This is a genomic window from Lysinibacillus sp. OF-1 (assembly GCF_028356935.1).
Taxonomy (GTDB): Bacteria; Bacillota; Bacilli; order Bacillales_A; family Planococcaceae; genus Lysinibacillus; species Lysinibacillus fusiformis_D.
Genome location: NZ_CP102798.1, coordinates 3897985 through 3921904, shown reverse-complemented (window position 1 = coordinate 3921904; position 23920 = coordinate 3897985). Strand labels below are relative to the sequence as shown.

The 23920-nt window shown below is 37.5% G+C and carries 24 protein-coding genes; 12 read left to right on the top strand and 12 right to left on the bottom strand.

Annotated elements, in window-relative coordinates:
* The first annotated feature begins 67 nt into the window (after positions 1–67).
* From NV349_RS19185 to NV349_RS19175, 3 genes are all read left to right on the top strand, one after another.
* A complete protein-coding gene (locus NV349_RS19185; RefSeq protein ID WP_271910938.1) occupies positions 68–1258 on the top strand; it encodes an MBL fold metallo-hydrolase in 1191 nt (396 codons plus the stop codon).
* On the top strand, positions 1245–1493 hold the full coding sequence (locus NV349_RS19180; protein WP_271910937.1) for a DUF3006 domain-containing protein: 249 nt from the start codon (positions 1245–1247) through the stop codon (positions 1491–1493). Before NV349_RS19185 ends, NV349_RS19180 begins: the two co-directional genes overlap by 14 nt.
* Before the next feature lie 131 nt (positions 1494–1624).
* Positions 1625–2413 (top strand): HAD family hydrolase, encoded by a 789-nt coding sequence (locus NV349_RS19175; protein WP_036118079.1) that lies wholly within the window; start codon positions 1625–1627, stop codon positions 2411–2413.
* A gap of 43 nt (positions 2414–2456) precedes the next feature.
* Here NV349_RS19175 and NV349_RS19170 read toward each other — a convergent pair whose 3' ends face one another.
* The 3 genes from NV349_RS19170 to serA all read right to left on the bottom strand — a co-directional run bounded on the left by NV349_RS19170 (position 2457) and on the right by serA (position 5577).
* Complete coding sequence (locus NV349_RS19170; RefSeq protein WP_271910936.1) at positions 2457–3380, bottom strand: hypothetical protein; 924 nt, start codon at positions 3378–3380, stop codon at positions 2457–2459.
* Positions 3370–3873, bottom strand: coding sequence for an RNA polymerase sigma factor (locus tag NV349_RS19165; protein ID WP_230593750.1), 504 nt, complete (start codon positions 3871–3873; stop codon positions 3370–3372). The genes NV349_RS19170 and NV349_RS19165 overlap by 11 nt, the downstream gene beginning before the upstream one ends.
* A gap of 96 nt (positions 3874–3969) precedes the next feature.
* The gene (serA, locus tag NV349_RS19160) at positions 3970–5577 is read right to left on the bottom strand and encodes a phosphoglycerate dehydrogenase (RefSeq protein WP_271910935.1); all 1608 of its coding nucleotides are present in this window, start codon (positions 5575–5577) and stop codon (positions 3970–3972) included.
* A gap of 806 nt (positions 5578–6383) precedes the next feature.
* Between serA and NV349_RS19155 the strand changes: the two genes are divergently transcribed.
* Positions 6384–8033, top strand: a complete 1650-nt coding sequence (locus tag NV349_RS19155; RefSeq protein ID WP_036118069.1) for an FAD-binding dehydrogenase — start codon at positions 6384–6386, stop codon at positions 8031–8033.
* A gap of 117 nt (positions 8034–8150) precedes the next feature.
* On the opposite strand, the gene trhO is transcribed toward NV349_RS19155, so the two are convergent.
* Complete coding sequence (gene trhO, locus NV349_RS19150; protein WP_058843253.1) at positions 8151–9122, bottom strand: oxygen-dependent tRNA uridine(34) hydroxylase TrhO; 972 nt, start codon at positions 9120–9122, stop codon at positions 8151–8153.
* Between the two features lie 139 nt (positions 9123–9261).
* On the opposite strand from trhO, the gene NV349_RS19145 reads away from it, so the two are divergent.
* Entirely contained in the window at positions 9262–10044 is a 783-nt protein-coding gene (locus NV349_RS19145) for an enoyl-CoA hydratase (RefSeq protein WP_036118062.1), read from the top strand.
* Positions 10045–10091: 47 nt separating this feature from the next.
* Here NV349_RS19145 and NV349_RS19140 read toward each other — a convergent pair whose 3' ends face one another.
* Positions 10092–10277 carry a YhzD family protein gene (locus NV349_RS19140; RefSeq protein ID WP_036075853.1) on the bottom strand — a complete coding sequence of 62 codons (186 nt, stop codon included), beginning with the start codon at positions 10275–10277 and terminating at the stop codon, positions 10092–10094.
* A 247-nt stretch (positions 10278–10524) separates the two neighbouring features.
* Here NV349_RS19140 and NV349_RS19135 point away from each other — a divergent pair, with 247 nt between their 5' ends.
* From NV349_RS19135 to NV349_RS19120, 4 genes are all read left to right on the top strand, one after another.
* On the top strand, positions 10525–11739 hold the full coding sequence (locus NV349_RS19135) for a metallophosphoesterase family protein (protein WP_271910933.1): 1215 nt from the start codon (positions 10525–10527) through the stop codon (positions 11737–11739).
* Between the two features lie 4 nt (positions 11740–11743).
* Positions 11744–14632 carry an ATP-binding protein gene (locus tag NV349_RS19130; RefSeq protein ID WP_271910931.1) on the top strand — a complete coding sequence of 963 codons (2889 nt, stop codon included), beginning with the start codon at positions 11744–11746 and terminating at the stop codon, positions 14630–14632.
* Positions 14629–15564 (top strand): 3'-5' exoribonuclease YhaM, encoded by a 936-nt coding sequence (gene yhaM / locus NV349_RS19125; protein WP_271910929.1) that lies wholly within the window; start codon positions 14629–14631, stop codon positions 15562–15564. The genes NV349_RS19130 and yhaM overlap by 4 nt, the downstream gene beginning before the upstream one ends.
* Before the next feature lie 183 nt (positions 15565–15747).
* Positions 15748–17052, top strand: a complete 1305-nt coding sequence (locus tag NV349_RS19120; RefSeq protein ID WP_058843257.1) for a methyl-accepting chemotaxis protein — start codon at positions 15748–15750, stop codon at positions 17050–17052.
* 82 nt (positions 17053–17134) lie between these two features.
* On the opposite strand, the gene NV349_RS19115 is transcribed toward NV349_RS19120, so the two are convergent.
* On the bottom strand, positions 17135–18115 hold the full coding sequence (locus tag NV349_RS19115) for a peptidylprolyl isomerase (RefSeq protein WP_089933897.1): 981 nt from the start codon (positions 18113–18115) through the stop codon (positions 17135–17137).
* Between the two features lie 143 nt (positions 18116–18258).
* Here NV349_RS19115 and NV349_RS19110 point away from each other — a divergent pair, with 143 nt between their 5' ends.
* Entirely contained in the window at positions 18259–18363 is a 105-nt protein-coding gene (locus tag NV349_RS19110; protein ID WP_004230765.1) for a YjcZ family sporulation protein, read from the top strand.
* Positions 18364–18530: 167 nt separating this feature from the next.
* Here NV349_RS19110 and NV349_RS19105 read toward each other — a convergent pair whose 3' ends face one another.
* From NV349_RS19105 to NV349_RS19080, 6 genes are all read right to left on the bottom strand, one after another.
* Positions 18531–18716: a hypothetical protein gene (locus NV349_RS19105; protein ID WP_008173337.1), complete on the bottom strand. Its 186-nt coding sequence runs from the start codon at positions 18714–18716 to the stop codon at positions 18531–18533.
* A 69-nt stretch (positions 18717–18785) separates the two neighbouring features.
* Positions 18786–19331 (bottom strand): DUF3267 domain-containing protein, encoded by a 546-nt coding sequence (locus NV349_RS19100; protein ID WP_036118042.1) that lies wholly within the window; start codon positions 19329–19331, stop codon positions 18786–18788.
* Between the two features lie 205 nt (positions 19332–19536).
* Positions 19537–20097, bottom strand: a complete 561-nt coding sequence (locus tag NV349_RS19095) for an HTH-type transcriptional regulator Hpr (protein WP_036117418.1) — start codon at positions 20095–20097, stop codon at positions 19537–19539.
* 157 nt (positions 20098–20254) lie between these two features.
* Positions 20255–20650: a YtxH domain-containing protein gene (locus NV349_RS19090; protein WP_036117416.1), complete on the bottom strand. Its 396-nt coding sequence runs from the start codon at positions 20648–20650 to the stop codon at positions 20255–20257.
* Positions 20651–20782: 132 nt separating this feature from the next.
* Positions 20783–21319 carry a tryptophan transporter gene (locus tag NV349_RS19085; protein ID WP_036117414.1) on the bottom strand — a complete coding sequence of 179 codons (537 nt, stop codon included), beginning with the start codon at positions 21317–21319 and terminating at the stop codon, positions 20783–20785.
* A gap of 148 nt (positions 21320–21467) precedes the next feature.
* On the bottom strand, positions 21468–21881 hold the full coding sequence (locus NV349_RS19080) for an HIT family protein (protein ID WP_036117412.1): 414 nt from the start codon (positions 21879–21881) through the stop codon (positions 21468–21470).
* Positions 21882–21985: 104 nt separating this feature from the next.
* Between NV349_RS19080 and NV349_RS19075 the strand changes: the two genes are divergently transcribed.
* Together NV349_RS19075 and NV349_RS19070 are read left to right on the top strand one after the other, a co-directional pair.
* Positions 21986–22735: an ABC transporter ATP-binding protein gene (locus NV349_RS19075; RefSeq protein ID WP_036117411.1), complete on the top strand. Its 750-nt coding sequence runs from the start codon at positions 21986–21988 to the stop codon at positions 22733–22735.
* Positions 22719–23900, top strand: coding sequence for an ABC transporter permease (locus NV349_RS19070; protein ID WP_036117410.1), 1182 nt, complete (start codon positions 22719–22721; stop codon positions 23898–23900). The genes NV349_RS19075 and NV349_RS19070 overlap by 17 nt, the downstream gene beginning before the upstream one ends.
* Positions 23901–23920: the final 20 nt, after the last annotated feature.

The window sequence follows — 23920 nt, the reverse complement described above, 5'->3', positions numbered from 1 at the left end:
AAGAAGGAGAGCGGCCCATGGCTAGCTCTCTTTTTGTATAATAGAAAAAGAGAAAGGAAGTTAGTTGATGAAAAAGATAATAGTATTGCTCCTTTGTATTTTTTTAATAGCAGGCTGTACTGAGGCAATCAAGCCAGAGAAAATGGCTGTAACGGCTGGTCATGATATGCGCGTTCATTTTATTGATGTGGGTCAAGGGGATTCTATATTGATTGAATCACCAAATGGTAAAACAATGCTTGTGGATGGAGGAGTGAAAGGTGCAGGGCAGCAGATTGTCTCTTATTTAAAGGAACTTGGAGTGAGCAAGCTCGATGTAGTTGTAGCGACACACCCAGATGCAGATCATATTGGCGGTCTCATTCCTGTGTTAAATTCACTTACGATTGAGCAATTTTATGATTCGGGTAAAGTACATACATCCCAAACCTTTGAAGAAATGCTGACACTAATTGATGAAAAAAATATCCCTTATTATGTGCCAAAAACAGGTGAAACTATTGAGTTTGATAAGGATGTAACTGTGAAAGTATTGAATGCGAATGAGCAGGCATCAGATAATAATGATGCTTCCATTGTTTTAAAAATGACTTATGGCAATGTCTCTTTTTTATTAACAGGAGATGCTGGAGTAGCATTAGAAAAAGAAATGCTGCAGTATGATGTAACAGCAACTGTTCTGAAGGCAGGGCATCATGGCTCTAACACAAGTAGCTCACAGGAATTCATTCGGGCTGTAAAACCAGAAGTCACGATATTAAGTTACGGGGAAGATAATAAATATGGCCATCCACATGCAGAAGTAGTAGATCGTTTGCAGGCTATTGGTAGTAAAATCTATGCCACAGCGGATTTAGGAACGATTACGGTATCCACAGATGGGGTAAACTATACAGTGAATGGGAAGGAAACTTCTAAAGTGGAAACTAGCAAAAAACCTACCGAAATAGAAGTATCCGCTCCAGCTATTGAGATCGTCAGCAAGGATTTAGTTACTGAAATTGTAGGCATTAAAAATAATGGACAACAAGCTGTTTCTTTAAAGGATTGGCAGCTTATTTCAATTGAAGGACATCAAGTTTTTAATTTCCCTAATCTTTCTTTACAGCCAGGGAAAACAATATATATTACTAGTGGAGCTAATGCAAGAGAAGGGCAAAATTATTTAAAATGGACAGGTAAACAAATTTGGTTAAACGATGGAGATGCAGCACAATTACGAAATGAGAAGGGGGAACTTGTAAGTGAGCTCGACTAAGTATACGCTAGACCGAATTGAAGATGGTTATGCGGTTTTCTTAAAGTTTCCAGAGGAAGAAGAACAAGTGATTGTTTTACAGTCAGCCATGAAAAAGCCTGTACAAGTAGGTGATCGTGTGCAGATCGAAGAAAAAGATGGGGTTTACCATATTGAAATATTAAAGGAAGAAACGGAACAGAAAAGAGCCGACATTCAAAGTCTCATGAACCGTTTACGTAATAAGCATAAATAATAGATGACATGCTATATAGAAATAAGGAACAGCTTGTTTTTAGATAGAGGAATTGTACATAATTTGTTATCCTAAATATTTTGAAAATATGCTAAAATAGTAGTATTAATCGTGAGCTAGGAGCGGACAAAATGTCGATAAATACAATTATTTTTGATTTAGATGATACATTACTATGGGATAAAAAATCGGTCAAAACAGCATTTGAAAAAACATGTGACTATGCTGCAACAGTACATCATGTGAACCCTGCTGAGCTAGAGGAAGCGGTTCGTCGAGAGGCACGTGCTTTATATGAAGGTTATGAAACATATGATTATACCGTTTTAATTGGTATTAATCCGTTTGAAGGTCTTTGGGGAACTTTTGATGACGCTACAGATTCTTTCAAAAAAATGAAAGAAATTGTTCCTAGTTATCGTGCAGCGGCTTGGACAAAAGGGTTAGCTGCTCTTGGTATTGAGGATACAGCGTTTGGAGCCGAGCTAGGAGAGCGCTTTGTAGCCGAGCGTAAAGTAGCGCCATTTTTATACGAAGATACTTTTGCGGTGTTAGATGAATTAAAAGGAAAATATCAGCTTGTCTTGCTAACAAATGGTGCACCAAGTCTGCAAAACTTAAAACTAGAAATCACTCCAGAAATTGCCCCCTATTTTGATCACATTATTATTTCGGGAGACTTTGGTAAAGGGAAGCCGGATGCGTCCATTTTTGAATATGTTATGGAAAAAGTAGGAATTACCGCTGATGAGGCCATTATGGTTGGCGATAATTTGAATACCGATATTTTAGGCTCATCACGTGTGGGTATGCGCAATGTATGGATTAATCGTGAAAACCATATTGCTGATGGTGCTGTGATACCTTCCTATGAGGTAGACTCTTTGACAGCATTGATGGAGCTTGTAAATAAGCTATAATATAAAAATGTACTGATCCCTCATGGAGTCAGTACATTTTTTGTTAAAAATAGACATTTAGTCCAAGATATAAACATGTAAAAGCTATAGCTAGACAAAGCTGGACAAGAGCGCTAGCTATTAAGTAACCCTGAGGTTCACCAGCCTTTTTACGATAATAGATTTGCATAAAGGAGTAGAGTGAGAAAAGGCCATAAATAATTACTGCATGAATAGTATGGTGTACAAGATAGATACCAAATGAAATACCTCCAAACAACACGAGCATGATGGCATTGGCAATGGCATGCTCAACTGTCGCAGCAAAAAAGCGACGTTCTGTATAAGGCATTCTTTTTTTAGCAATCCACAGTATGAAATGCATAAGTAGGATGAAAATGTTCCCAATAATAAGTTTCGTCGACCGCTTCTCATCATAAAAATAGCGTAGTGAGTCAAATGACTCTTCAATCAGAAAGGCTTGCTGTGTTTCAACATTGAAGAAAATCTTGTTATTGAGTACCTTCCATTTCTCTTGTGTACGGTCATTATAGAGAATCAAAATATCATAGATAGTACCACTTTTCCACTGACTAGTGGATATTGTTACAGGAGAAGCGTTGTCCCAATTTTGTTGTAGCTGTGTGATAGCCTTTGCATGAGCATAGCATTGCTGAGGAACATAAAGGCAAGAATCCTGTGCTATAAAGGTTTCCTTGTTCATATTCTCCTTTAAATAGATTCGTTGGATTGCTTTGGAGGAATCCATTGTTGTAGGAGAATTAGTAGGACTTTGAACAAAAGATAATAGTAATATAGAAAGAACTACTATAAATAGCAATGACACAGAAGGAATTTTCCATCTATTTTTAGTCTTTTGTTTATTAATTACTGAGGGCTCTGTCATATTGCGTAATAATTTTTTTTGCTGCTGATCAGATAACATTAAATCATCTAAGTGTTGCCATGTCTTCTTATCATTCTTCATCCATCTCACCTCCTAACTGTTTTTTTAATGCGATGAGTGCTCGTTTTAATGTGTTTTTTACTTTTCCCTCATTCCAGCCAAGGATAGTGCAGGTTTCCTCGATGGATAGTCCCTCTATTTTGCGCAGAATGATTACATCACGATAGGTGATTTTTAGTTTACGAATAGCAAGATATAGCATCTTGGCATCTTCTTGTTGCATCAGCCATTGATGAGGAGAAGGTGACGCTTGTTCTTCATGCTGTTGTAAAAAAGGGACAAACTGAATTATCCTTTTTCGACGATAATGATCATAGGCAAGGTTACGTGCAGTGCACCGCAACCAAGCGAGATCGGCTCCTTCTTTTATTGTTTGGTGATGTTTCAAATAACGGACAAAGGTTTCCTGTGTATAATCCTCCGCTAATTTTTCATCATTTAGTAAGTAATATAAGTATTTAAAAATGGTGTGGTTATGTAAGTAAAATATTTCTTCTATCTTCAAGCTGTACACCTCCTTTTCTTTAAAGACGAAGAAACCTTAGAAAAGTATCATTTTACCAAAATAAAAAGCAGAGAGTAGAGACTCTCTGCTTTTTGTTATGATTAATTATAGGTTAATGGCTTTTACCTCATCAATGTTTTCAAGCTGTGCTACAAAAACTAAATCTTCTTCAGTTACAACATTATCAACCGTTAGCATCATAACCGCTGTACCACCAACCTGTGCACGGCCAACTTGCATTGTTGCGATATTGATTTCTTTTTCTGCAAGCTTTGTTGCTACACGGCCAATTGCACCTGGTTTGTCCGTATTTTTAATGTAAAGAAGGTGACCTTGTGGAATGACGTCCACAACATAGTCTTCTACTTTTACGATACGTGCACCTAAACCGTTTAATAATGTACCAGCTACTGTATGCGTTTCATTAGCAGTAATAATTTCAATTGTAATTAAGCTTGTAAAGCCTTTAGCAGTTGTTGTTTTGTGCTCATTAATTTTCATGCCGATACGTTCAGATAAGTAACGGGCATTGACATCATTTACATGATTACCATGATTTTTTGCTAATAAGCCTTTTAGTGCATTTGAAGTTAATGGACGTACATCATAGTTTGCTACTTCACCAGCATAAGATAGGTTGATTTCTTTTACAGGCTCTGTTGTTAATTGTGATAGGAATGAACCAAGCTTTTCAGCTAATTCAAAGAAAGGCTCAACTTGTGCAAGAAGCTCTTTCGGAATAGATGGCATGTTTACAGGGTTTGTTACGGTACCTGTTTTATAAAATTTAATGATGTCATTTGATACATCAACCGCAACAGATTCTTGTGCTTCAATTGTCGATGCACCTAAGTGAGGCGTTGCGATTACCTGTGGTAATGTCAGTAGCTTATGATCTGTTGCTGGTTCAGAAACAAATACATCTAGGGCAGCACCAGCTACTTTTCCTGCTACGATTGCATCATATAAATCATCTTCATTGATAATTCCACCACGTGCACAGTTAATGATACGCACGCCATCTTTCATCATCGCAAATTTTTCTTTATTAATAAGATTACGTGTTTCAGGAAGAAGTGGTGTATGAACTGTAATGAAATCTGCTACTTCGCAAATTTCTTCAACTGTTGCTTTTGTTACACCTAATTCTTTTGCACGTTCATCTGTTAGGAAAGGATCATATGCCATAACATTCATACGTTGACCTTTGGCACGATAAGCTACTTCAACACCGATTCGTCCAAAGCCTACAACACCCAACGTTTTATTTTTTAGCTCAACACCAACATAAGATTTGCGATCCCATTTTCCATTTTTTAATGTATTAAAAGCTTGTGGAATATGACGGGCAAGTGAAGTCATCATTGCGATTGTATGCTCAGCAGCTGAGTTTGTGTTACCATCTGGTGCGTTGACAACGATAATGCCATGTTCAGTAGCAGCAGCAAGGTCAATATTATCGACACCCACACCAGCACGACCAATTAATTTTAAGTTTTTAGCTGCTTCGATCACTTCACGTGTCACAGTTGTTTGAGAACGAACAAGTAATACATCCACATCTGCAATTTTAGCGATTAATTGTTCTGGTGCAAGACCAGTGTCTACAATAATGTTTAAATCTAAATCTTGCTCCTGACGTAATGGGAAAATACCATCCTCACTTAGTGGATCAGCGATAAATACGTTAATGTTTTTTGTTGCAGTAGTCATTATAATTAGCTCCTTTTTAATAAATATGGGTTGTGGATTTATCTACGACAGTCTGAAATTTGTAAAATTCGAACATCTTACAGCATGCAAACGATCTCCTTTCTAAATCGAAAACAATATAAAAAGCCTTCCACGCCTTACAGACACAGTTATTGTGTTGTAAGGGGCGAAAGGCTGAATAAACATTGGTTCGCGGTACCACCCTTAATCACTGCTGGAAAATTTATTCTGGCAGTCTTAGCTATATGCGTAACGCGCATGGGACGGATAAGCTTACTGTTAAGTTGTTCGGCTTATCTATTCTGGAGTGGAACTATTATCGTAGAAATCACTGATTTACACCAACCATCAGCTCTCTTTGGATTTTCTTGTGACTAGTATGTCTCCGTCGTTATATTTTGTGTGATTAAATTTGTTAACATCATAATCCCTATTGTTCACCTTTGTCAACGATATTTCTGAAAAACTTAAAAAATATAGACTTCAAAAGTCTGAATAATAACTAAAAACGAACATTGTTTGTTTTGTTGGTGTTTAATATTCGTCTTTTTGGAGGATACAATGAAAGCGTTAACGATATTTGAAAAGTGCGATAGTATCAGTGTTCCATGTAGTTTACGGTTAAAAAATTATATGGTAATTAAATGGGATAAATTAGATGATTTATGCTATTCCTTGATGATTTTAGTGTGAGAAAGCGAACATTTTCGCTTGTCACATTTTAGACAAAAAATTAGATTTTAGAAGGTAAACAGGCTGTGAGAGAAGAATGTTAGTTAAGGATGATTTGATTTGGGGGTGTAAAAATGCAGTACGATGTTGCAATAGTTGGTGCTGGACTTGCGGGTTTAGTTGCTGCTTGTGAGTTAATCGATGCAAAGAAAAAAGTTCTTTTAGTAGATCAAGAGCCTGAAAATTCAATAGGGGGACAGGCATATTGGTCTTTTGGTGGGATATTTTTAGTAAATTCTCCAGAGCAGCGAAGGCTTGGAATTAAAGATAGTAAAGAACTGGCGTGGCAAGATTGGCAAGGAACTGCAGGCTTTGATCGTTTAGAAGATGAGGATTCGTGGGCTTATAAATGGGCCAGAGCCTATGTTGATTTTGCTGCAGGTGAAAAATATGACTGGTTAAAGTCAAAAGGTATCAAATTTTTCCCTGTGGTTGGATGGGCAGAACGGGGAGGCTCTTTAGCGGGAGGACATGGCAATTCTGTACCAAGATTTCATATTGTATGGGGAACTGGTCCTGGCATAGTAAAGCCATTTGTAAATAAAGTAAAGCAAGCTATGAAAGATGGATTTATCGATTTTAGACCAAGACATCGTGTGGATGAATTTATACAACATGATGGAACAATTACAGGAATCAGTGGAACAGTGCTAGCAGAAACCTTTATTAATCGAGGTGAAAAAAGTTCGAGATTGGGGATTGGCGAATTTTCCTACGAAGCCGATGCCGTGATTGTAGCAAGTGGCGGTATTGGGGCTAATTTTGATTTAGTAAGAAAAAATTGGCCTGCACGACTTGGGACTCCTCCTAAAAATATGGTATGTGGTGTGCCAGCTTACGTTGATGGGAGAATGCTAGAAATCACAGAACATGCTGGAGGACGTATTGTAAACCGTGATCGCATGTGGCATTACACAGAGGGATTAAGAAATTGGGATCCAATTTGGCCCAACCATGGCATTCGTATTTTACCAGGGCCTTCCTCCTTATGGTTTGATGCAGAAGGTAATCGATTCCATGCACCCAACTTCCCAGGCTTTGATACGCTCAGTACGTTAGAGGCAATTCAAAAAACAGGTTATGATTACTCTTGGTTTATTTTAACGGAAAAAATTATTGAGAAGGAATTTGCACTATCTGGTTCAGAACAAAACCCAGATTTAACAAACAAAAGCATTAGTGATGTGCTTAAGCGTATAATGCCAGGTCCACCAGCCCCTATCCAAGCTTTTAAAAATCATGGCGAAGATTTTGTGATTGCACATGATTTAAAAGAACTAGTAGAAGGCATGAATAAACTAGCAGGGAATGAGCTACTGGATTTCATGAAAGTGAAAGAGCAAATCTTGGCAAGGGATCGAGAAATGGACAATAAGTTTACGAAGGATTTACAGGTTAACGCTATTCATGGGGCAAGGCATTATATTGGAGATAAATTAGTGCGTGTTGCCAAACCACATAAAATTCTAGATACTAAAAATTGGCCATTAATTGCCGTACGTTTAAACATTCTAACTAGGAAAACCTTGGGTGGCTTACAAACAAATTTAAATGGTGCGGTGTTGGGTATGGATGGTCAACCTATACCAGGTTTATTTGCTGCTGGTGAAGTAAGTGGCTTCGGTGGCGGGGGTGTTCATGGCTATCGTGCTTTAGAAGGGACATTTGTCGGAGGCTGTTTATTTAGTGGACGGCAGGTTGGGCGCTATTTAGCGCAGGAATAATAAGAAAAAGAGCATCGTTCATCAGGACGATGCTCTTTTTGGATGGGCTAGTAGATGGCTTACTATTTTAAGGTTTAGACCATTTACGCACACGGCTAAACCCTATCTCACCAAGTATTAACGATTTGCGTTTTGAATCTCTGCAATCTTAGCAATTTGCTCCTCAACCTGCTCCTTCGTCCAACCATTCTCTTCGACAAAGAAATTGCGTTCTGCACGGCGGCAATCATCTGAACAGCTACGCATATAAAATGCTTCGTGTTTTTCCTCACATAACATTAATTTATGACATTCAGGGTTTGCACAGTTTGTATAACGTTCAGAAGGTTCACCTGTGAAGTAATCCTTCCCAACGATGACATGCTCAACCTGATTAATCGGTACACTTCGACGACGGTCAAAAACAAACATCTGACCATCCCATAGCTGGCCCTTTACTTCAGGATCTTTTGCATAGGTTGCAATACCACCGTGTAATTGACCAACACTTTTACCATAGCCTTCACGTTTTAGCCAACCAGAGAATTTTTCACAGCGAATACCACCTGTGCAGTAAGTTAAAATCTTTTTATCTGCAAAATCTTCTTTATGTGCTTCCATCCAAGCTGGAAGGTCACGGAAGGTTTCAATATCAGGTCGTACAGCACCTTTGAAATGACCAATATCATATTCATAGTCATTTCGGGCGTCGATAATCACAGTGTTCTCTTCTTGCATTTGTTCCATAAATTCTTTAGGCGATAAATAATCGCCTGTGATTTCCAAAGGATTAATATCATGCTCCAAACCTAAATGGACAATTTCCTGACGAGGACGTACATGCATTTTCTTAAAGGTATGTCCTTCCACCTCATCGATTTTCCACATAATATCACTAAAACGAGCATCTGCCTTCATATGATTCCTATAAGCATCTGTTTGCTCAACGGTACCAGAAACGGTGCCATTAATGCCTTCAGAGCCTACTAAAATACGTCCAAGAAGTCCAATTTCTTTACATAATGCTAAATGTTCTTCTGCAAATGCTACAGGGTCTTCAATTGTAATATATTTATAATAAAGTAATACACGATAGTCCTTCTGTATCAAAATACGTTACCACCTTTAACTCAATATTCGTCCTTTAATATAGCATAACAAGAGCAATTTTGCTTAGAGTAGAAGGAGTTTTCTAAAAAAACACGAATAGTACATAGTGAATGACTATTCATATTTGGGGGTAATAGAGATGGAATTTTCAACGATTACTTTAGAAAAATTAGAACGTCGTGCAACGTTAACATTGAATCGTCCGCAGGCGATGAATGCTATGGATGATGTTATGATGCGAGAACTCGCAGAATGCTTTGAGGCTCTCCAACAGGAACAAAATATACAGGTGCTTGTTATTCGTGGAGAAGGAAAAGTCTTTTCTGCGGGTGGCGATATCAAGGCTATGTTAGATGAAAATAAACCATTAAATATTGATGAGGCAATGGTCTATCTTTCACGTATTGTGAAAGCGTATTATCAGTTACCAATGATTGTGATTGCGGCTGTTCATGGTGCATCGGCAGGTCTAGGGTTTAGTCTAACACTTGGGGCAGATATAGTTGTGGCTTGTGAAAATAGTAAGCTAGCTATGAATTTCATTGGAATAGGACTAATCCCAGATGGAGGCGGTCATTTCTTCATGAAGGAACGTGTGGGGACTGTTAAAGCGAAACAGATGATTTGGGAGGGGAAGGTATTAACAGCAAAAGAAGCATTAGATGAAGGGCTTATTGACTTTATTGCACCAGAGGGTACTGTATTTGCCATGGCAGATCAGCTTGTTGGTAAAATGCTTGCGTCACCTATTTCTTCCATGATTACAACGAAAAAAATTCTACATGCTCAAAATTTGCCTCAGCTAGAAAATATCCTAGCTTTAGAAGCAGAGGGGCAATCCGCTATGCGTAAAACAACAGATCATCTAGAAGGCATTCATGCATTTGTAGAGAAAAGAATGCCTGTCTTTGTAGGAAAATAACAATCATAAAAGGCGCGTAGCAACATTGACTACGTGCCTTTTAGCCACTAAACATGGAATAAAATTAATTTACCCGAAGCGTTTACAAGACGATGAGTTTTGTCGGCAACACCTTTTTCCTCAATTTGTTGTTGTCCGTTTAGTTTAGCAGCCTCATCATTTTCAAATGTCCAAGTTTCATCAAATAATGTTTCCCCTGTTTTTTCAAAAGCTGTAAAACGATAATTCTCCATACAAACCCCACCCTTTTACTTAAATATATTTCTATTATACATAGAAGATTTATAAACTTCACGGTAAAACTAGTGAATTTTTTGATAAATTACGAAAATTGTGGAAAAAGTAAGGCAATGTTGTTTTTTATGTAATACTATTTTTCATAAAACGTGAACTATGATAAAATAGAACAAATATTCGGTTTTGTTTAGTGAACATATTACGGTACAGAGGCGATAATTATCTACTATTTGAGGTGATTGGATGACAGCAATTCGTTTTTTTCATTTGGCAGATTTACATTTAGATAGTCCATTTAAAGGTTTATTTGGATTACCTGAGCACATTTTAAAGAACATTAGGTCGAGTACTTTTGAAGCATTCGATAAAATTATCCATAAAGCAATTCAAGAGAAACCTGATTTTATATTAATTGTTGGAGATATTTATGATGGTGAAAATCGTAGCTTGCAAGCACAACGAAGATTTCAGGATGCAATGGAAAAGCTCTTCCAACACAACATCCCTGTGATTGTGAGCTATGGTAACCACGATCATTTAAATGGCACTTGGACACGCTTTGCTTTGCCAAGCAATGTCTATGAACTACCAGCGGAAACGACCGTGGTTCAATTAAAAATCCGAGGCCAGCAAGTAAATATATATGGTTTCAGCTATCATGAACGCCATTTAAAGGAATCAGTTATTGAAAGTTATCCAATTGCACAGGATCAGCATGCCATTCATATTGGTATGCTACACGGCAGTGAGGCAGGCAACACGACCCATGATGTTTACGCCCCCTTCACTAAGCATCAGTTGATAGAAAAGAACTATCATTATTGGGCTTTGGGACATATTCATAAACGACAGCTTTTACATCAAAACCCTCCCATTGTTTATCCAGGCAATATTCAAAGTCGACATCGTAAAGAACAAGGACTGAAAGGCTTTTATGACGTGACGTTATCCCAAACATCGAATGAGCTAGATTTTATCCCTACATCTACTGTCGTTTATAACACGATAGAAGTGGATTGTACGAATGTTGTACATGCCAATGAATTACTAAAAAGATGTTCGGAAGCGATCACAACGAATAGGACGAAGTACGGGGCATCAGTAGTTGAGCTTCACCTGCAAAACATTGATGAACAAACGGAAGCTTTATTTGAACACGCAACTGTAGATGCATGGTTAGATACTGTGCGAGAGACGGAGGAAGGCATTGAGCCGATGTGTTGGGTACAAAAGTTGGTATTGCAGAAGACAGCAAGTCTTTATGAGCAGACAGCAGCAACTCAATCCGTTGTCAGCTTAATGGAGCAGTGGGACAGTAATGAATGGAAAGATATTCTAAAAGATTTATACCAATATGCTGGTGGTGCAAGGCTGATAGAGCCACTAAGTGACAAGGATATTGAAAACTTAACGCAAAATGCACAGGCATTATTGGCAGAAGAAATTCAAAGGGCGTGATCACATGCTGACTATACAAAAAATCCAAATATATGGCTTTGGTAAGCATGAAAACATCACCATTTCCTTAAATGAGGGTATCACTATTTTTTATGGATTAAATGAAGCAGGAAAGACGACGATTCAGCAGTTTATACTACAAATGCTCTTTGGTTTCCCCATACGGCAGCAGACACAGCGCAAATATGAACCAAAAGTTTCGACGAAATATGGTGGTCAGCTCACACTCGTGCATCCTATTTATGGCCAGTGCACTATTGAACGTGTGAAAGGAAAGGCAGCGGGCGATGTTTCTGTTTATCTAGAGGATGGAACAACGGGACACGAGGAACTATTAACTAAGCTTTTATATGGGTATTCTAGAACGTCCTTTGAATCCATTTTTTCATTTTCATTGCATGAGCTACAGGGCATTGAAAAAATGTCAGAGGAGGAGCTAACCCATTTGCTACTAGCCTCTGGCACAACAGGGGTTCAACATTTATCAGCTCTTGAAAAGAAGATGGAGAAAGAGGCAAATGAGCTGTTTAAAAAAACAGGTAAAGTACCCGTAATTAATCAAAAGGTTGAGCAATTAAAGCAGCTTGAGCGTACGATTAAACAGGAGCAGGGAAAGATTCTAACATTTGAGGACAAATTAAAGCAATTACAACTACTTGAGCATAATCTAGAAAAGCTTTATAGTACGCAAAAACTGCTGCAACAACAATGGCAGCAGTTAACGATTCAAAAGCAGGCACTACCTCTCCTCAAACAGCAACAGATTTTACAGCAGACACTGGTCAATTATCAACATGTACAGTTTCCGCCAGAAGGTATAAGACGCTATGAGCAATTAAAGGATCGTCTATTACACGAAAGCCAGCAGCTAATGCAATTAAAGGAGCAATATCAAACATTACAAAATCAAGTACTTACCATAGCGGATGAGCATACAGTCAATGAAATGGCTCGTCTTATGCAAAAAGAGGCAACGTGGCATCAGCTGATGGTGAAGGAGCAAAATTTACATGATGATCTCTTTATGTTTGAGCAAGAAATAAAAGCACAGTTTCGTTTATTAGGCGTACTCGAGACAGAGGCACAGGAGAATCTTCTCGAAGAAACGGTTTCACTCCAGCAGGAACAACAATTTCAGCTTCAATTAAGTAAATTGGAGGAGGCAGAGGACGAGCTAAAGTTTCATCTACGCTCACTAGAGCAAGTCCATCTAGAATTAGAGACAATTGCCAAACAAAAGCAACGGCTCATGCAAGAGTCATTAACAAATGAAGAAGAACATATTTTAGCACAGTGGCCCCAACAAAAGCGTAAGCTTGAGCAATTACGTGCGGCCAAATCGCAACGTAGTAAACAAAAGCAACCTCATTATTTTAGCTGGCTTGTACTGCTAATCGGTTTATTGTCATTGATTTATGGTGTATTTGAAAAAAACATAGTTGCGACCATTATCGGAGCTGTTTTATCATTGCTGACTCTGTTATTTATCCGATATGTTAAACAAGCGGATGAGCCTACTAGTAAAGAGCATAGTTCCCTTCTTCGAGAGTTAGAGCAGGAGGAAATGACGGTACAAGCGGTGCTATTAAAGAAGCAAAGATATGAAGATCGTTGGGTACACGTCAATGAACAGCAAAAGGAGAAGGAGCAGCAATACGCTTCTCTTGAATATAAAATTCAACAGGCTGAGATAGAGAGTGAAGAAGCCACTCACACACTCCAGCATTTTTTAAAACGTTATCGATTACAGGGAACAATCGCCAGAACGTTAATGCCCGAATTATTTATGCGTATTCGGAGTGTGCAAGAGCTAGCAGCTAAAAAAAATAGTACCCTAAGCCTTATGCAAGAAGTTCAAAAAGAAAAGCAGCATATTTATAAACAGCTTCAACAGGTTTTAGAGGGAGCCTATGATGAACAGGAAATATATATGTATTTACGGACAGCCTACCTTGAAGCACAACAACATCAACAGCAAGTACAGCAAACAAAAGAACAGCTAGCTGGCCTGAAGATAAAAATGGATGGTGGGCAATCAAAACTGGACCGTTATACAACTGAAATGGCTGAGCTATTGAATGAAGCACAAGTTCCAAACGAGCAGGCTTATTATGAAATGTATGAGCAATTTGAGCAGCAAAAAAACATCATGACAGAGTTACAAACGGTTCAGGCTCAACTCGCCTCACTCAATCTTCCACAGCGAGAGAGTCTAGTGGAGGATACTGTTAACGAGGATATACATGCTTTAGAACAAGAGCAAAATTCAACGCAGCTAGCGATCGACCAATGTCTTGCGCAACGTGCTGCTTTGCTCATTGAAAAAGATCAGCTATTAAATGATGAAAAGTATGGGCAATTGCTACAACAGTTTGAGCAGGAGAAAGCAGAATTGCAGCAGCTGATTGAGCAATGGGCAACTAAAAAAGCTGTTGCGACAGCCATTCACGAAACATTATTCCGCCTACGTGAAGAAAAATTACCTCATGTCCTTGTGGAGGTGAATGCGATTTTCCGTTTACTAACAGGGGGAAGATACGATAAACTTTCGATTCATGATGAAGGTTATTTTGTTGCACAAGATGTAGCAGGATTACGTTATCAAATGGCTGAATTATCTCAGGCTACCAAAGAACAAGCCTATATTGCATTACGTCTGGCCCTTGCAAAAACACTAGTGAGCACTGCTCCATTTCCAATTATTATGGACGATCCATTTGTCCATTTTGATCGAAACCGTACAAACAAAATGGTACAATTAATGAAAGAAGTAGGATATGAACGTCAAATTTTATATTTTACTTGTCATGATACAATGCTCAAACATTGGCAGAAAGAGCAAATTGTCGATATAGGAGCATTAGCAAATGAAAGGGGAGTGGCGTCAACATGAAAGGGATTACGACGCTCCAAGTTGGAGAAGCAGTTGATCAATTTTTATTAATAAAACAAGCGACAAAAGGTGTTACAACCGTTGGAAAGCCATTTATGTCGCTATTACTACAAGATAAAAGTGGAGATATTGAGGCAAAGCTCTGGGATACAAATGAGGATCATGAAAAAATGTATCATGCTGAGGCCATTGTACGTGTAGGTGGAGAGATTCACGACTATAGAGGAAAGAATCAATTGCGTATCAAATCTATTCGTGTTGCCAAGCCAGAGGAAGGTATTGCGATCGATGATTTAGTACCATCCTCTGCAACACCAAAAGAACAATTGTATGAAGAATTGACACAATTTTTCTTTGATATTAAAAATCCAAATATCTCACGTATTACAAGAGCGGCTATTAAAAAACATTATGATGCCATCTTAGTTTTTCCGGCAGCAACTAAAAACCATCATGACTATGCGTCTGGTTTATTAGATCATATGGTGTCCATGCTCAAACTAGGAAAAGCCATTGCTGATTTATATCCAACACTTAATCGTGACCTGTTATATGCAGGCATTATTTTGCATGATATTGGCAAGGTTGTGGAGTTGTCTGGGCCTGTTGCCACGATGTATACAGTGGAGGGCAATTTATTAGGTCACATTACCATTATGGTGAATGAAATTGCCAAAATTGCAAGTGAGCTAGAAATTGAAGGCGAAGAAGTCATGCTGTTGCAGCATATGGTATTGTCTCACCATGGGAAAGAAGAGTGGGGGAGTCCGAAAAAACCGATGCTTCAAGAAGCGGAAATCTTACATTATATTGATAATATAGACGCGAAGATGAACATGCTAACAAGAGCATTAGGGAAAACGACACCAGGTGAATTTACTGAGCGGCTTTTCCCACTTGATAATCGTTCATTCTATAAGCCTTCTATTTAAAAAGTAATATGATTAAGCCCCTAACCTGTTGAGAAATTGATAATTGATGTTGCTTATTAACTAACCTATACTGATTTCGATAAGTCTAAATATGCATATGTGTAATTTTAGTACCTAACTATTGTACCAATGCTAGTATTTATTTTAGAATAAAGAGAGAAATGATAGGAATGGGGAAGAGCAATGGAAACAGAGGGACTTTTTTCACGGGAAATTAAGTTTTGGAAAAGTTTAATTTTCAAAATGATACTAGCTATAGGTATAAGTTTGTTTATTAGCTCGCATATCTCAGAATTTGTTAGTCATCAATTTGAAAAAGTAGTACATTTAAACGGCAGTGCAGGTGTTGCCATTAATACGTTTATTTCGTTATTTATTGGTACAGTCATTATTTCGTTATGTACGAGATATATCGTCCTAAAACGTGTAAAGCGTGTATTAAAGGCTATGACACAGGCGGCTGATGGTGATTTAACGGTACGCATTGACGACCGTTTCAAAGATGAAATTGGACAATTATCCACTGAATTTAATCATATGTTAGAGCAAATTGGCACGGTTATTGAAAAGACGAATAAAGCATCTGCGGATGTCTCGACTTATACAAAGGAATTTACAACGATTACAGAGCAAAGTAGTCACACGGTTGAAACCATTTCTGATGCTATTGGAGATATTGTTTCCAGTGCGGAAGGACAATTGAAGCAAATGGACCTTTTATCTGAATCCGCTAATCTAATTTCCAAAGATATGGACCATGCATCTTCTGCTGTACAGGCTGTTGCAGATATAGCGAATGAAACAAATCAAAAGGCTGATTTAGGTTTACAGCTAATTGAGCAAACGATTGATAAAATGAATACGATTAATGATTCTGTTCACCAATCAACAGAAGTTGTGAATGCTTTAGGTGAAAAATCAAAGGAAATTAGTACGATTGTCTCGTTAATTACAAGCATTACCGATCAAACAAACCTGCTTGCATTGAATGCATCTATTGAGGCGGCTCGAGCAGGAGAGGCTGGAAAAGGCTTCGCGGTTGTTGCGGATGAAGTTAGAAAGTTGGCAGAGGAATCTGGGAAAGCTGCTGACAATATTCGAACACTAGTGGATGATATATTAAACCAAACTTCCGGTGCTGTTTTCGCTATTAATAGTGGCACACAATATGTAGATGAAGGACGAGAGGCTGTTGAACAGACAGGTGATGCCTTTAAAAATATTGTGGAATATGTACAACAGATTAGCCAACGTACAACGGAAGTTACGGATATCGTATGGCGCGTTAATGAGAAGGCAAGCCAAACAGATTCTGCTGTAAAAGAAATTGTAGGTATGGCGAATGGCACATCTTCAGGTATGCAGCATATTGCTTTATCCATAGAGCAACAAAGTACTTCTAATGAGGAAATTGCGAGCGCGGCAAATGTCCTTCAAACGATGTCAAATGACTTACAAGCTGAAATTAGCCAATTTAAAGTGAAATAGAGAAGGAAAAAGGAGCATCTGATTTGTCAGATGCTCCTTTTTGTTGTGGATATTGTTCAATTGATAAACAATATTCCCTCGATTATTTAGATTCCTTGTCCGTATCTTCTGCTTTGTCTTCAGAATCTTCTTTAGCAGCTTTGTCTTCTGCTTTTTTAGCTGCTTCTTCAGCTGCTTTTGCCTGTTCTTCACTTGTTGTTGTGAAGAATTCTAGTGAATCTTTTAAATCTTTATCAGATGTTTTAACATTCGCATCTTTAGCCATTTTTGCAATGATATCTTTTAGAATAGCTTGAGCTTCACCTGTTTGGTTTAGTTTATTTAACATTGTTGAACGAATGTTTTCTTCTTCATCTTTAAATGCACCGACATCTTTTACATCACGCTTCTCCGTAATTTCAATTACATGATAACCAAAGCTAGATTTTACTGGCTCACTCAATGTATTTAATTCAAGAGCGTAAGCAGCATCGTTAAATTCATCTACCATTGCACCAACAGAGAACCATCCAAGCTCTCCACCTTTTTGAGCAGAACCTGTATCTGTTGAGTACTCTTTTGCTACATCCTCAAACTTAGCGCCGCCCTTAATTTTTTCAATGACTTCTTTAGCTGTTTTTTCATCTGCTACTAAAATATGACGACCATTAAGTTCTGTTTTCATTTGCTCGTAGTATTTTTTCACATCTTCTTCTTTAATTGCTTGATCTTTTAAAGCTTTCTCTTGAAGAAGTTGAACACGTAAAGAATCTTTAAAGCCCTGTTCTGTTAAGCCACTTTCAGCAAGTGCTTGTGTAAAGCCTTCACCAAATTGTGAAGCTGTTGTGTCATAAGCTTCTTTAATTTCTTTATCTGTTACTTCATATTTGTCAGCTAAAACTTTTTCAGTCACCAATTGTTGCATTACATATGAGCCTGTTAAAGCTTTTGCCTTTTCATTAAAATCAGCTACTGAAATATCGCCCACTTTAGAAGTAACGATGGCTTTGCTGTCTCCGCCGCTACAAGCACCAAGCGCTAATACAGATGCAGCTAGAGTTAAAGATAAAACTGTCTTTTTCATAGTGGATATTCTCTCCTAACATGGTTTCGTCCATTTTTTACTATAACATAAACGTTTTAAAAACAAAATGGTTCCCCCTTGAGTATTGCCTATATTTCAAATTTTGAAGCGCATAGGATATAGAAAAGAAAGGGGGTGAAGTTATGGGCAACGGAGGATACGGTGGCGGTGGCTACGGCTCAGGCTTTGCTTTATTAGTTGTGTTATTTATTTTATTAATTATCGTTGGTGCAGCGTTCCTATACTAATTAATAAAACAGCGAAAAGCTAAGAGCTCTAACTCTTAGCTTTTCTTAACAATGTTAGACATTCGCGCCGCATGCCTTAGATACTACCAATCTTCTTGGTTAGAAAAAGTTGTTGCATGGGGGGCTCGACTTGTTCTTCGAGCGTGCGGACGGGCGCGGATGTACTGTTATACTGCATATAAAATTTCAATATAGAATGAGACAAGTAATATGGTAATAAGTATATTTATAGTTCGGAATATTTTTGGTTGGTTTTCTTCGGGAATTTCACGTCGCATGCATAGAGCATATGTCATGCGGTTAATTTGAAATAAATAGAATACCGAGAATAGAACTACAATCATTAATAGCAAGTCTATTCCTCCCCTCTTTCAATAGTAATAGCATAACAAAGAACGTCATTAAAAAACAAGTACAAGCATTTAGTGAACGGTTGGTGGAACTAAAATTTCATAACCTTTAGGTGTTTCCTCTATTTGCGAATTTTTAGGTGAGTGCAAAAGGTATTTCACGTAAAGGATATCAATCAAACATAGACTACAATGATAGGCTAGCAGCAATGTACCATAATGTGTGTATGCCGGTAAAAGCCAAGTTCCTATTATAATACTTGTGTTTAGAATGATAAAAGGCGTAAGTAATGCTAAGATGTAACGATTTTTTGATAAAGGCTCACGAATACGCATGTGTAAAACTGGAATTATATAAAATTGAGTACGTACACGCAATTTTAAATGCTGGCGTAAATCGTATAGTGCCAGAAAATGTAAAAATTTATGAACTGGATAAAGTGTTAAGGCTGCTATGACAAAGAGCCAGAATAAACGATCTGTATAATGCTCCTCGTTGAATAAATTAAACAATACATACGAAACAGAAAAGACCGACAAAAAGGTAATAACACTCATTATAATAATACGCGTAGTACCGTAATGATGTTCTAGATTTAAAATTTTCCAACAATGCATGGCTTAGTATCAACTCCGAAATAGGAAGTGTCCTATTTAATGTAAATTGAATGATGTTAGAATGCAAGAAAAAGGAGGTATTTCAGAAATATTTCTGAAATACCTCCTTTCACATGATTTATTCCTGAATGAACAGTAGTATACCTCATTATGTTCAACTAATAAATAAGGGCAGGAAAAATTTTGTGCAGTTTGAAGCTTCGTCTTATCCTTTTACAGGTGTGCGTTCTTCTAGTGTGTCAAAGGAATCGCGGAAATGTTGGAAGGAACGTTCGAAAATATCGATGAAATCCTCACCATAAATATTACGAATAACAGCCATCACATCTAAAAAATCTGGGAAACGGCCATATAGATCTTTTAATGCTAGTGATCCTTCTAATACGGAATGATACGTATTATGGTAGTTTTTATTCATCTCTATAATGAGTTCTGTCCCAGTTTCAGTTAGCTCCACGTAAGTATTACGTTTGTCGTCATCACGCTTCGAAAATTTAAGGAAGCCACGCTCTTCTAACTTTTTGGAGAAATTAAATGCGGTAGAAACGTGCATCACGCCAAATTTTGCTACATCTGAAATGGATGCTCCTTTTAAATGATATGAAATCCATAAAATATGGTGTTCATTAATATTTAGATCATAAGGTTTAATCCATTGTTGCCAATCTTTTTCTACCGCTTTCCATAGCGCTTTAGATAACTGTGCGATTCTTTGACTATAAAGCATCGCTTCTTTTTGTGTATATAATTCCTCTGACAAAGCCATCACCTACTGCTTTCTTTCACATTTTTAAAAATATTATAGCAGTAAAGAAAAAAAGTTTAAAGTTAGAAAAATTAAAAAATTGAAAAGTGGTTAAAAAATAATATTATAGTAATGATTTTTGATAAAAAAATAGATTTTTTACCATTCGAAAAGGACTTTAGTCGCTAACTTTTTCTTGTGGTTTTTTCTTATTTTCTGTAATTTGTGCAATGTTTTTCTCGATTTCGCTAATCGAATTCTGTAATGCATCTAATTCTTGTTGCAAATTATTTTTAGTTGGTTCGATTTCTTCAGTGAAAGTTGTAATTGTTTGTTTTAAATCATTTATTATTTGTGGGATATTATTTTTTACTTCAATTGTTAAAGTGTTGACAGATTGTTTAACAGTCCCTACTTGTTGTTTGACATCAAGGAGCATTCCTTTTGTCTGATCGACATTTTGTTTGACAGAAGCACGTAGCTGTTGTCCTGATTGTGGCGTTGAAAAAAGTACAGCGACTGTCCCACCGATAATGCCTGTTGTTAGTCCAAGTAAAAATGGTTTTGCTTTCATATTGATACCTCATTTCTAGTCATGTTTATCTACTATTAAACCATGAATTGTACAAATACAAAAAGAAAAAAGAAACTAGACGAGTGATTTACCATCACCGTTTAGTTTCTTTTAATTATTTTAAGTAAGTGTTTATGATATTTGAGAAATGGCTGTATTGAATTTAGAACGCTTCACTAATTTTGTGACAATGGGATAAATGACGGCAAAAGCAACGACATTAAATGCGACAGCTGGCAGGACAACGCCAATAAATAACATCGCAAACGTTGCACCAACATTTGCATTGAACACAAAAAGTGCTACGGCTAAAAAGACAGTTCCTGAAAGAATAGTTCCTAATCCAACTAAGATAGCTGATACAGCGAAATGATTTGCTAGTTTTTTGAGAATCAATAAAGCGGCTAAAAAGACAAAGCCTGTTACTGCTTTATCAATAATATTTGGGACAAGACCTGCTGGGAATGTTGTAAATAAACCTGAAAGTACGCCTGTTGAAAGCGAAAGTAAGAACGTTTCTTTCACAGTGGGGAACAATAAAATGCCAATAAACATCATTGTTAACATGAAATCAGGTTTCATGCCATTCACCATACCTGGTGTCACCACATAAAGGGCTGCACCGACACCTACTAATAATGCCATTAATACTAAATTTTTTGTATTCATCTGTATCTCTCCTCGACTAAGCTAATCTATTTGTCTCCTAACGTATCCTCTTGATCGTTAGCGAAACTTATTTGTGATTGTACGCCAAAATTTTTCAATTTGCAATACAGTTTTCTGAACATTTTAATGTTAATATATTACAAATGACTTATAGATTGGCTTTAATACTTTCTGCAACTTCAGCTAACTGCTCTGGTGAATATTTTTGAGTCTGCCAAATTAAGCCTAGTCCTTCTTTTTCATCGTAACGCGGAATAAAATGTAAGTGGTAGTGGAAAACAGTTTGTCCAGCGGCAGCACCATTGTTATTAATCGTATTCATACCTATTGGCTGAAATGCTGCTTTAATAGCATTAGCGATTTTTGGTGCAACTGCATATAGATTACGTGCTACATCCTCTGGCATTTCAAATAGATCTTGACAGTGATGCTTTGGAATTAATAATGTATGACCTTTTGCAACAGGTGAGATGTCTGTAAATGCATAGACATGATCGTCCTCGTAAACTTTGGTACTTGGAATAGATCCGTCAATAATTTTGCAAAATAGGCAATCGCTCATGAGAATTTCCCCCTTAACGTATATGTAAGTACATTCTATCATACTCAAACCTGTATCATTTGCTAATTTTTGATAAAATATAAAACAAGAAGAGGAGTGAGGATATGTCAGTATTAGAGGTACAGCATGTGACAGGTGGTTATACAAGAAAGCCTGTGATTAAAGATTTATCTTTTACAATTGGAAAAGGAGAATTAGTTGGCTTAATCGGCTTAAATGGAGCTGGTAAAAGTACAACGATTAAACATATTATCGGAACGATGTTGCCAAAGGAAGGGGATATTCGTTTAAATGGTGTGACATTGAAGGAAGATACGGACAAATATCGGACAGCATTTTCCTATATTCCTGAAACTCCTGTATTATACGATGAATTAACATTAAGAGAGCATCTAGAATTGACAGCGATGGCTTATGGGATTAATAGGGCAACCCTCGATGCTCGTTCTGAGGTGCTATTAAAAGAGTTTCGCATGGAGAAAAGATTAAATTGGTTCCCTTCACACTTTTCAAAGGGGATGCGTCAAAAAGTCATGATTATGTGTGCTTTTTTAGTGAATCCAAGTCTATATATTATTGATGAGCCTTTTGTGGGGTTAGATCCACTAGGTATTCAATCATTACTAGATCAGATGGATGAAAAGAAAAAAGAAGGTGCTTCTATATTAATGTCTACGCATATTCTATCGACGGCTGAAAAGCATTGCGATCGAATTATTTTATTGCACGAAGGAAGAGTGCGAGCACAGGGGACGATGGCGGAATTGCGTCAATCATTTGCTATGCCGAATGCGACATTAGATGATCTTTATATTGCCATGACAAAGGAGCGGGACCATGAAGAATTTGCGTGATGTATGGTCCTCTCGCTTCGTGCATTATATAGGAGAAGTACAAAAGTATATGCAATTTATTTTTACAGGGCATATTGCAATTGTACTTGTATTTCTTATTGGAGCAGGGGGCTACCAATATAGCGAATGGCTGAAAGTTGTCCAAACAGACTTTCCAGCAGAAATCGTCATAGCTGTTATGATAGGGATTTTATTGGCCTTTAGCCGTCCTACTACGCTGTTGAGAGAACCAGATCAAGTATACTTATTACCTTTAGAATCAAAAATGTCTCAATATTTTAGCAAAGCATTGGCTTGGACGTTCTGGTCCCAAGTATGGATTGTAGCGATTGTTTATATTGTATGTATTCCATTATTGAAAGCCGTAACGGCATTAACAACAACTGAAATATGGACGATCTTTTTACTTATCATTGTATTGAAATATATAAGTGTGCAAGGAGAATTCAGCTACCGATACAGTGAGCGAGGTCAAATGGTTTGGGTGGACAGGCTTATTCGAGCTGTCATATTCGGGGCTGTTTTATACATGGGGCTTCATGCTCAGCTAATACTAGCGGTAATAGCGACAGTTATTAGTGTGGTTTATATCATTATCTTTAGGAAAAAATCAGTTGGCGAACCTGTGCCTTATGAACATTTTGTCAAAATTGAACAGAATCGTATGATGAGCTTTTACCGTTTTGCTAATTATTTTACAGATGTACCTCATCTACACGGAAGTATCCGACGTCGACGCTGGATGGACTGGCTGTATAGATTTGTGCCATATGGTAAAGAGAATGCTCAAAAATATTTGGTGTTTCGTACCTTTGTCCGTACAGATGACCATTTCTATTTATGGCTTCGTCTTACGGCCATTTCGGGAGTCATCGCAGTTTTTGTTGATATTCCTGTAGTGACATGGATTGTTGCTGGTGCACTCAGCTTTGCGACCACAATTCAGTTAAAACAAGCCTTACTATCAAGTGGTGAATTTCGAATGGACATGCTCTATCCTTTACCAGAGCATGCCCGCCAATTAGCTGTAAAGCAAACTGTCCGTTTAGCAATGGTTACACAAGCTATTATTGTTGGTTTATGTGCTATCACACAGCCAATGTTTTATTTAGCCATTGTCATTGTTATTGTAATTAGCGAATTAACAGCAAAAATTTCCAAATAAATAGATTGTAGCTGATAAAT

Excerpts from the sequence above, each read along its gene's own strand:
- NV349_RS19185 (WP_271910938.1), top strand. The coding sequence starts at position 68 with ATGAAAAAGATAATAGTATTGCTCCTTTGTATTTTTTTAATAGCAGGC.
- NV349_RS19175 (WP_036118079.1), top strand. The coding sequence starts at position 1,625 with ATGTCGATAAATACAATTATTTTTGATTTAGATGATACATTACTATGG.
- NV349_RS19170 (WP_271910936.1), bottom strand. The coding sequence starts at position 3,380 with ATGAAGAATGATAAGAAGACATGGCAACACTTAGATGATTTAATGTTA.
- serA (WP_271910935.1), bottom strand. The coding sequence starts at position 5,577 with ATGACTACTGCAACAAAAAACATTAACGTATTTATCGCTGATCCACTA.
- NV349_RS19155 (WP_036118069.1), top strand. The coding sequence starts at position 6,384 with ATGCAGTACGATGTTGCAATAGTTGGTGCTGGACTTGCGGGTTTAGTT.
- NV349_RS19145 (WP_036118062.1), top strand. The coding sequence starts at position 9,262 with ATGGAATTTTCAACGATTACTTTAGAAAAATTAGAACGTCGTGCAACG.
- NV349_RS19140 (WP_036075853.1), bottom strand. The coding sequence starts at position 10,277 with ATGGAGAATTATCGTTTTACAGCTTTTGAAAAAACAGGGGAAACATTA.
- NV349_RS19135 (WP_271910933.1), top strand. The coding sequence starts at position 10,525 with ATGACAGCAATTCGTTTTTTTCATTTGGCAGATTTACATTTAGATAGT.
- NV349_RS19130 (WP_271910931.1), top strand. The coding sequence starts at position 11,744 with ATGCTGACTATACAAAAAATCCAAATATATGGCTTTGGTAAGCATGAA.
- yhaM (WP_271910929.1), top strand. The coding sequence starts at position 14,629 with ATGAAAGGGATTACGACGCTCCAAGTTGGAGAAGCAGTTGATCAATTT.
- NV349_RS19120 (WP_058843257.1), top strand. The coding sequence starts at position 15,748 with ATGGAAACAGAGGGACTTTTTTCACGGGAAATTAAGTTTTGGAAAAGT.
- NV349_RS19115 (WP_089933897.1), bottom strand. The coding sequence starts at position 18,115 with ATGAAAAAGACAGTTTTATCTTTAACTCTAGCTGCATCTGTATTAGCG.
- NV349_RS19110 (WP_004230765.1), top strand. The coding sequence starts at position 18,259 with ATGGGCAACGGAGGATACGGTGGCGGTGGCTACGGCTCAGGCTTTGCT.
- NV349_RS19100 (WP_036118042.1), bottom strand. The coding sequence starts at position 19,331 with ATGCATTGTTGGAAAATTTTAAATCTAGAACATCATTACGGTACTACG.
- NV349_RS19095 (WP_036117418.1), bottom strand. The coding sequence starts at position 20,097 with ATGGCTTTGTCAGAGGAATTATATACACAAAAAGAAGCGATGCTTTAT.
- NV349_RS19090 (WP_036117416.1), bottom strand. The coding sequence starts at position 20,650 with ATGAAAGCAAAACCATTTTTACTTGGACTAACAACAGGCATTATCGGT.
- NV349_RS19085 (WP_036117414.1), bottom strand. The coding sequence starts at position 21,319 with ATGAATACAAAAAATTTAGTATTAATGGCATTATTAGTAGGTGTCGGT.
- NV349_RS19080 (WP_036117412.1), bottom strand. The coding sequence starts at position 21,881 with ATGAGCGATTGCCTATTTTGCAAAATTATTGACGGATCTATTCCAAGT.
- NV349_RS19075 (WP_036117411.1), top strand. The coding sequence starts at position 21,986 with ATGTCAGTATTAGAGGTACAGCATGTGACAGGTGGTTATACAAGAAAG.
- NV349_RS19070 (WP_036117410.1), top strand. The coding sequence starts at position 22,719 with ATGAAGAATTTGCGTGATGTATGGTCCTCTCGCTTCGTGCATTATATA.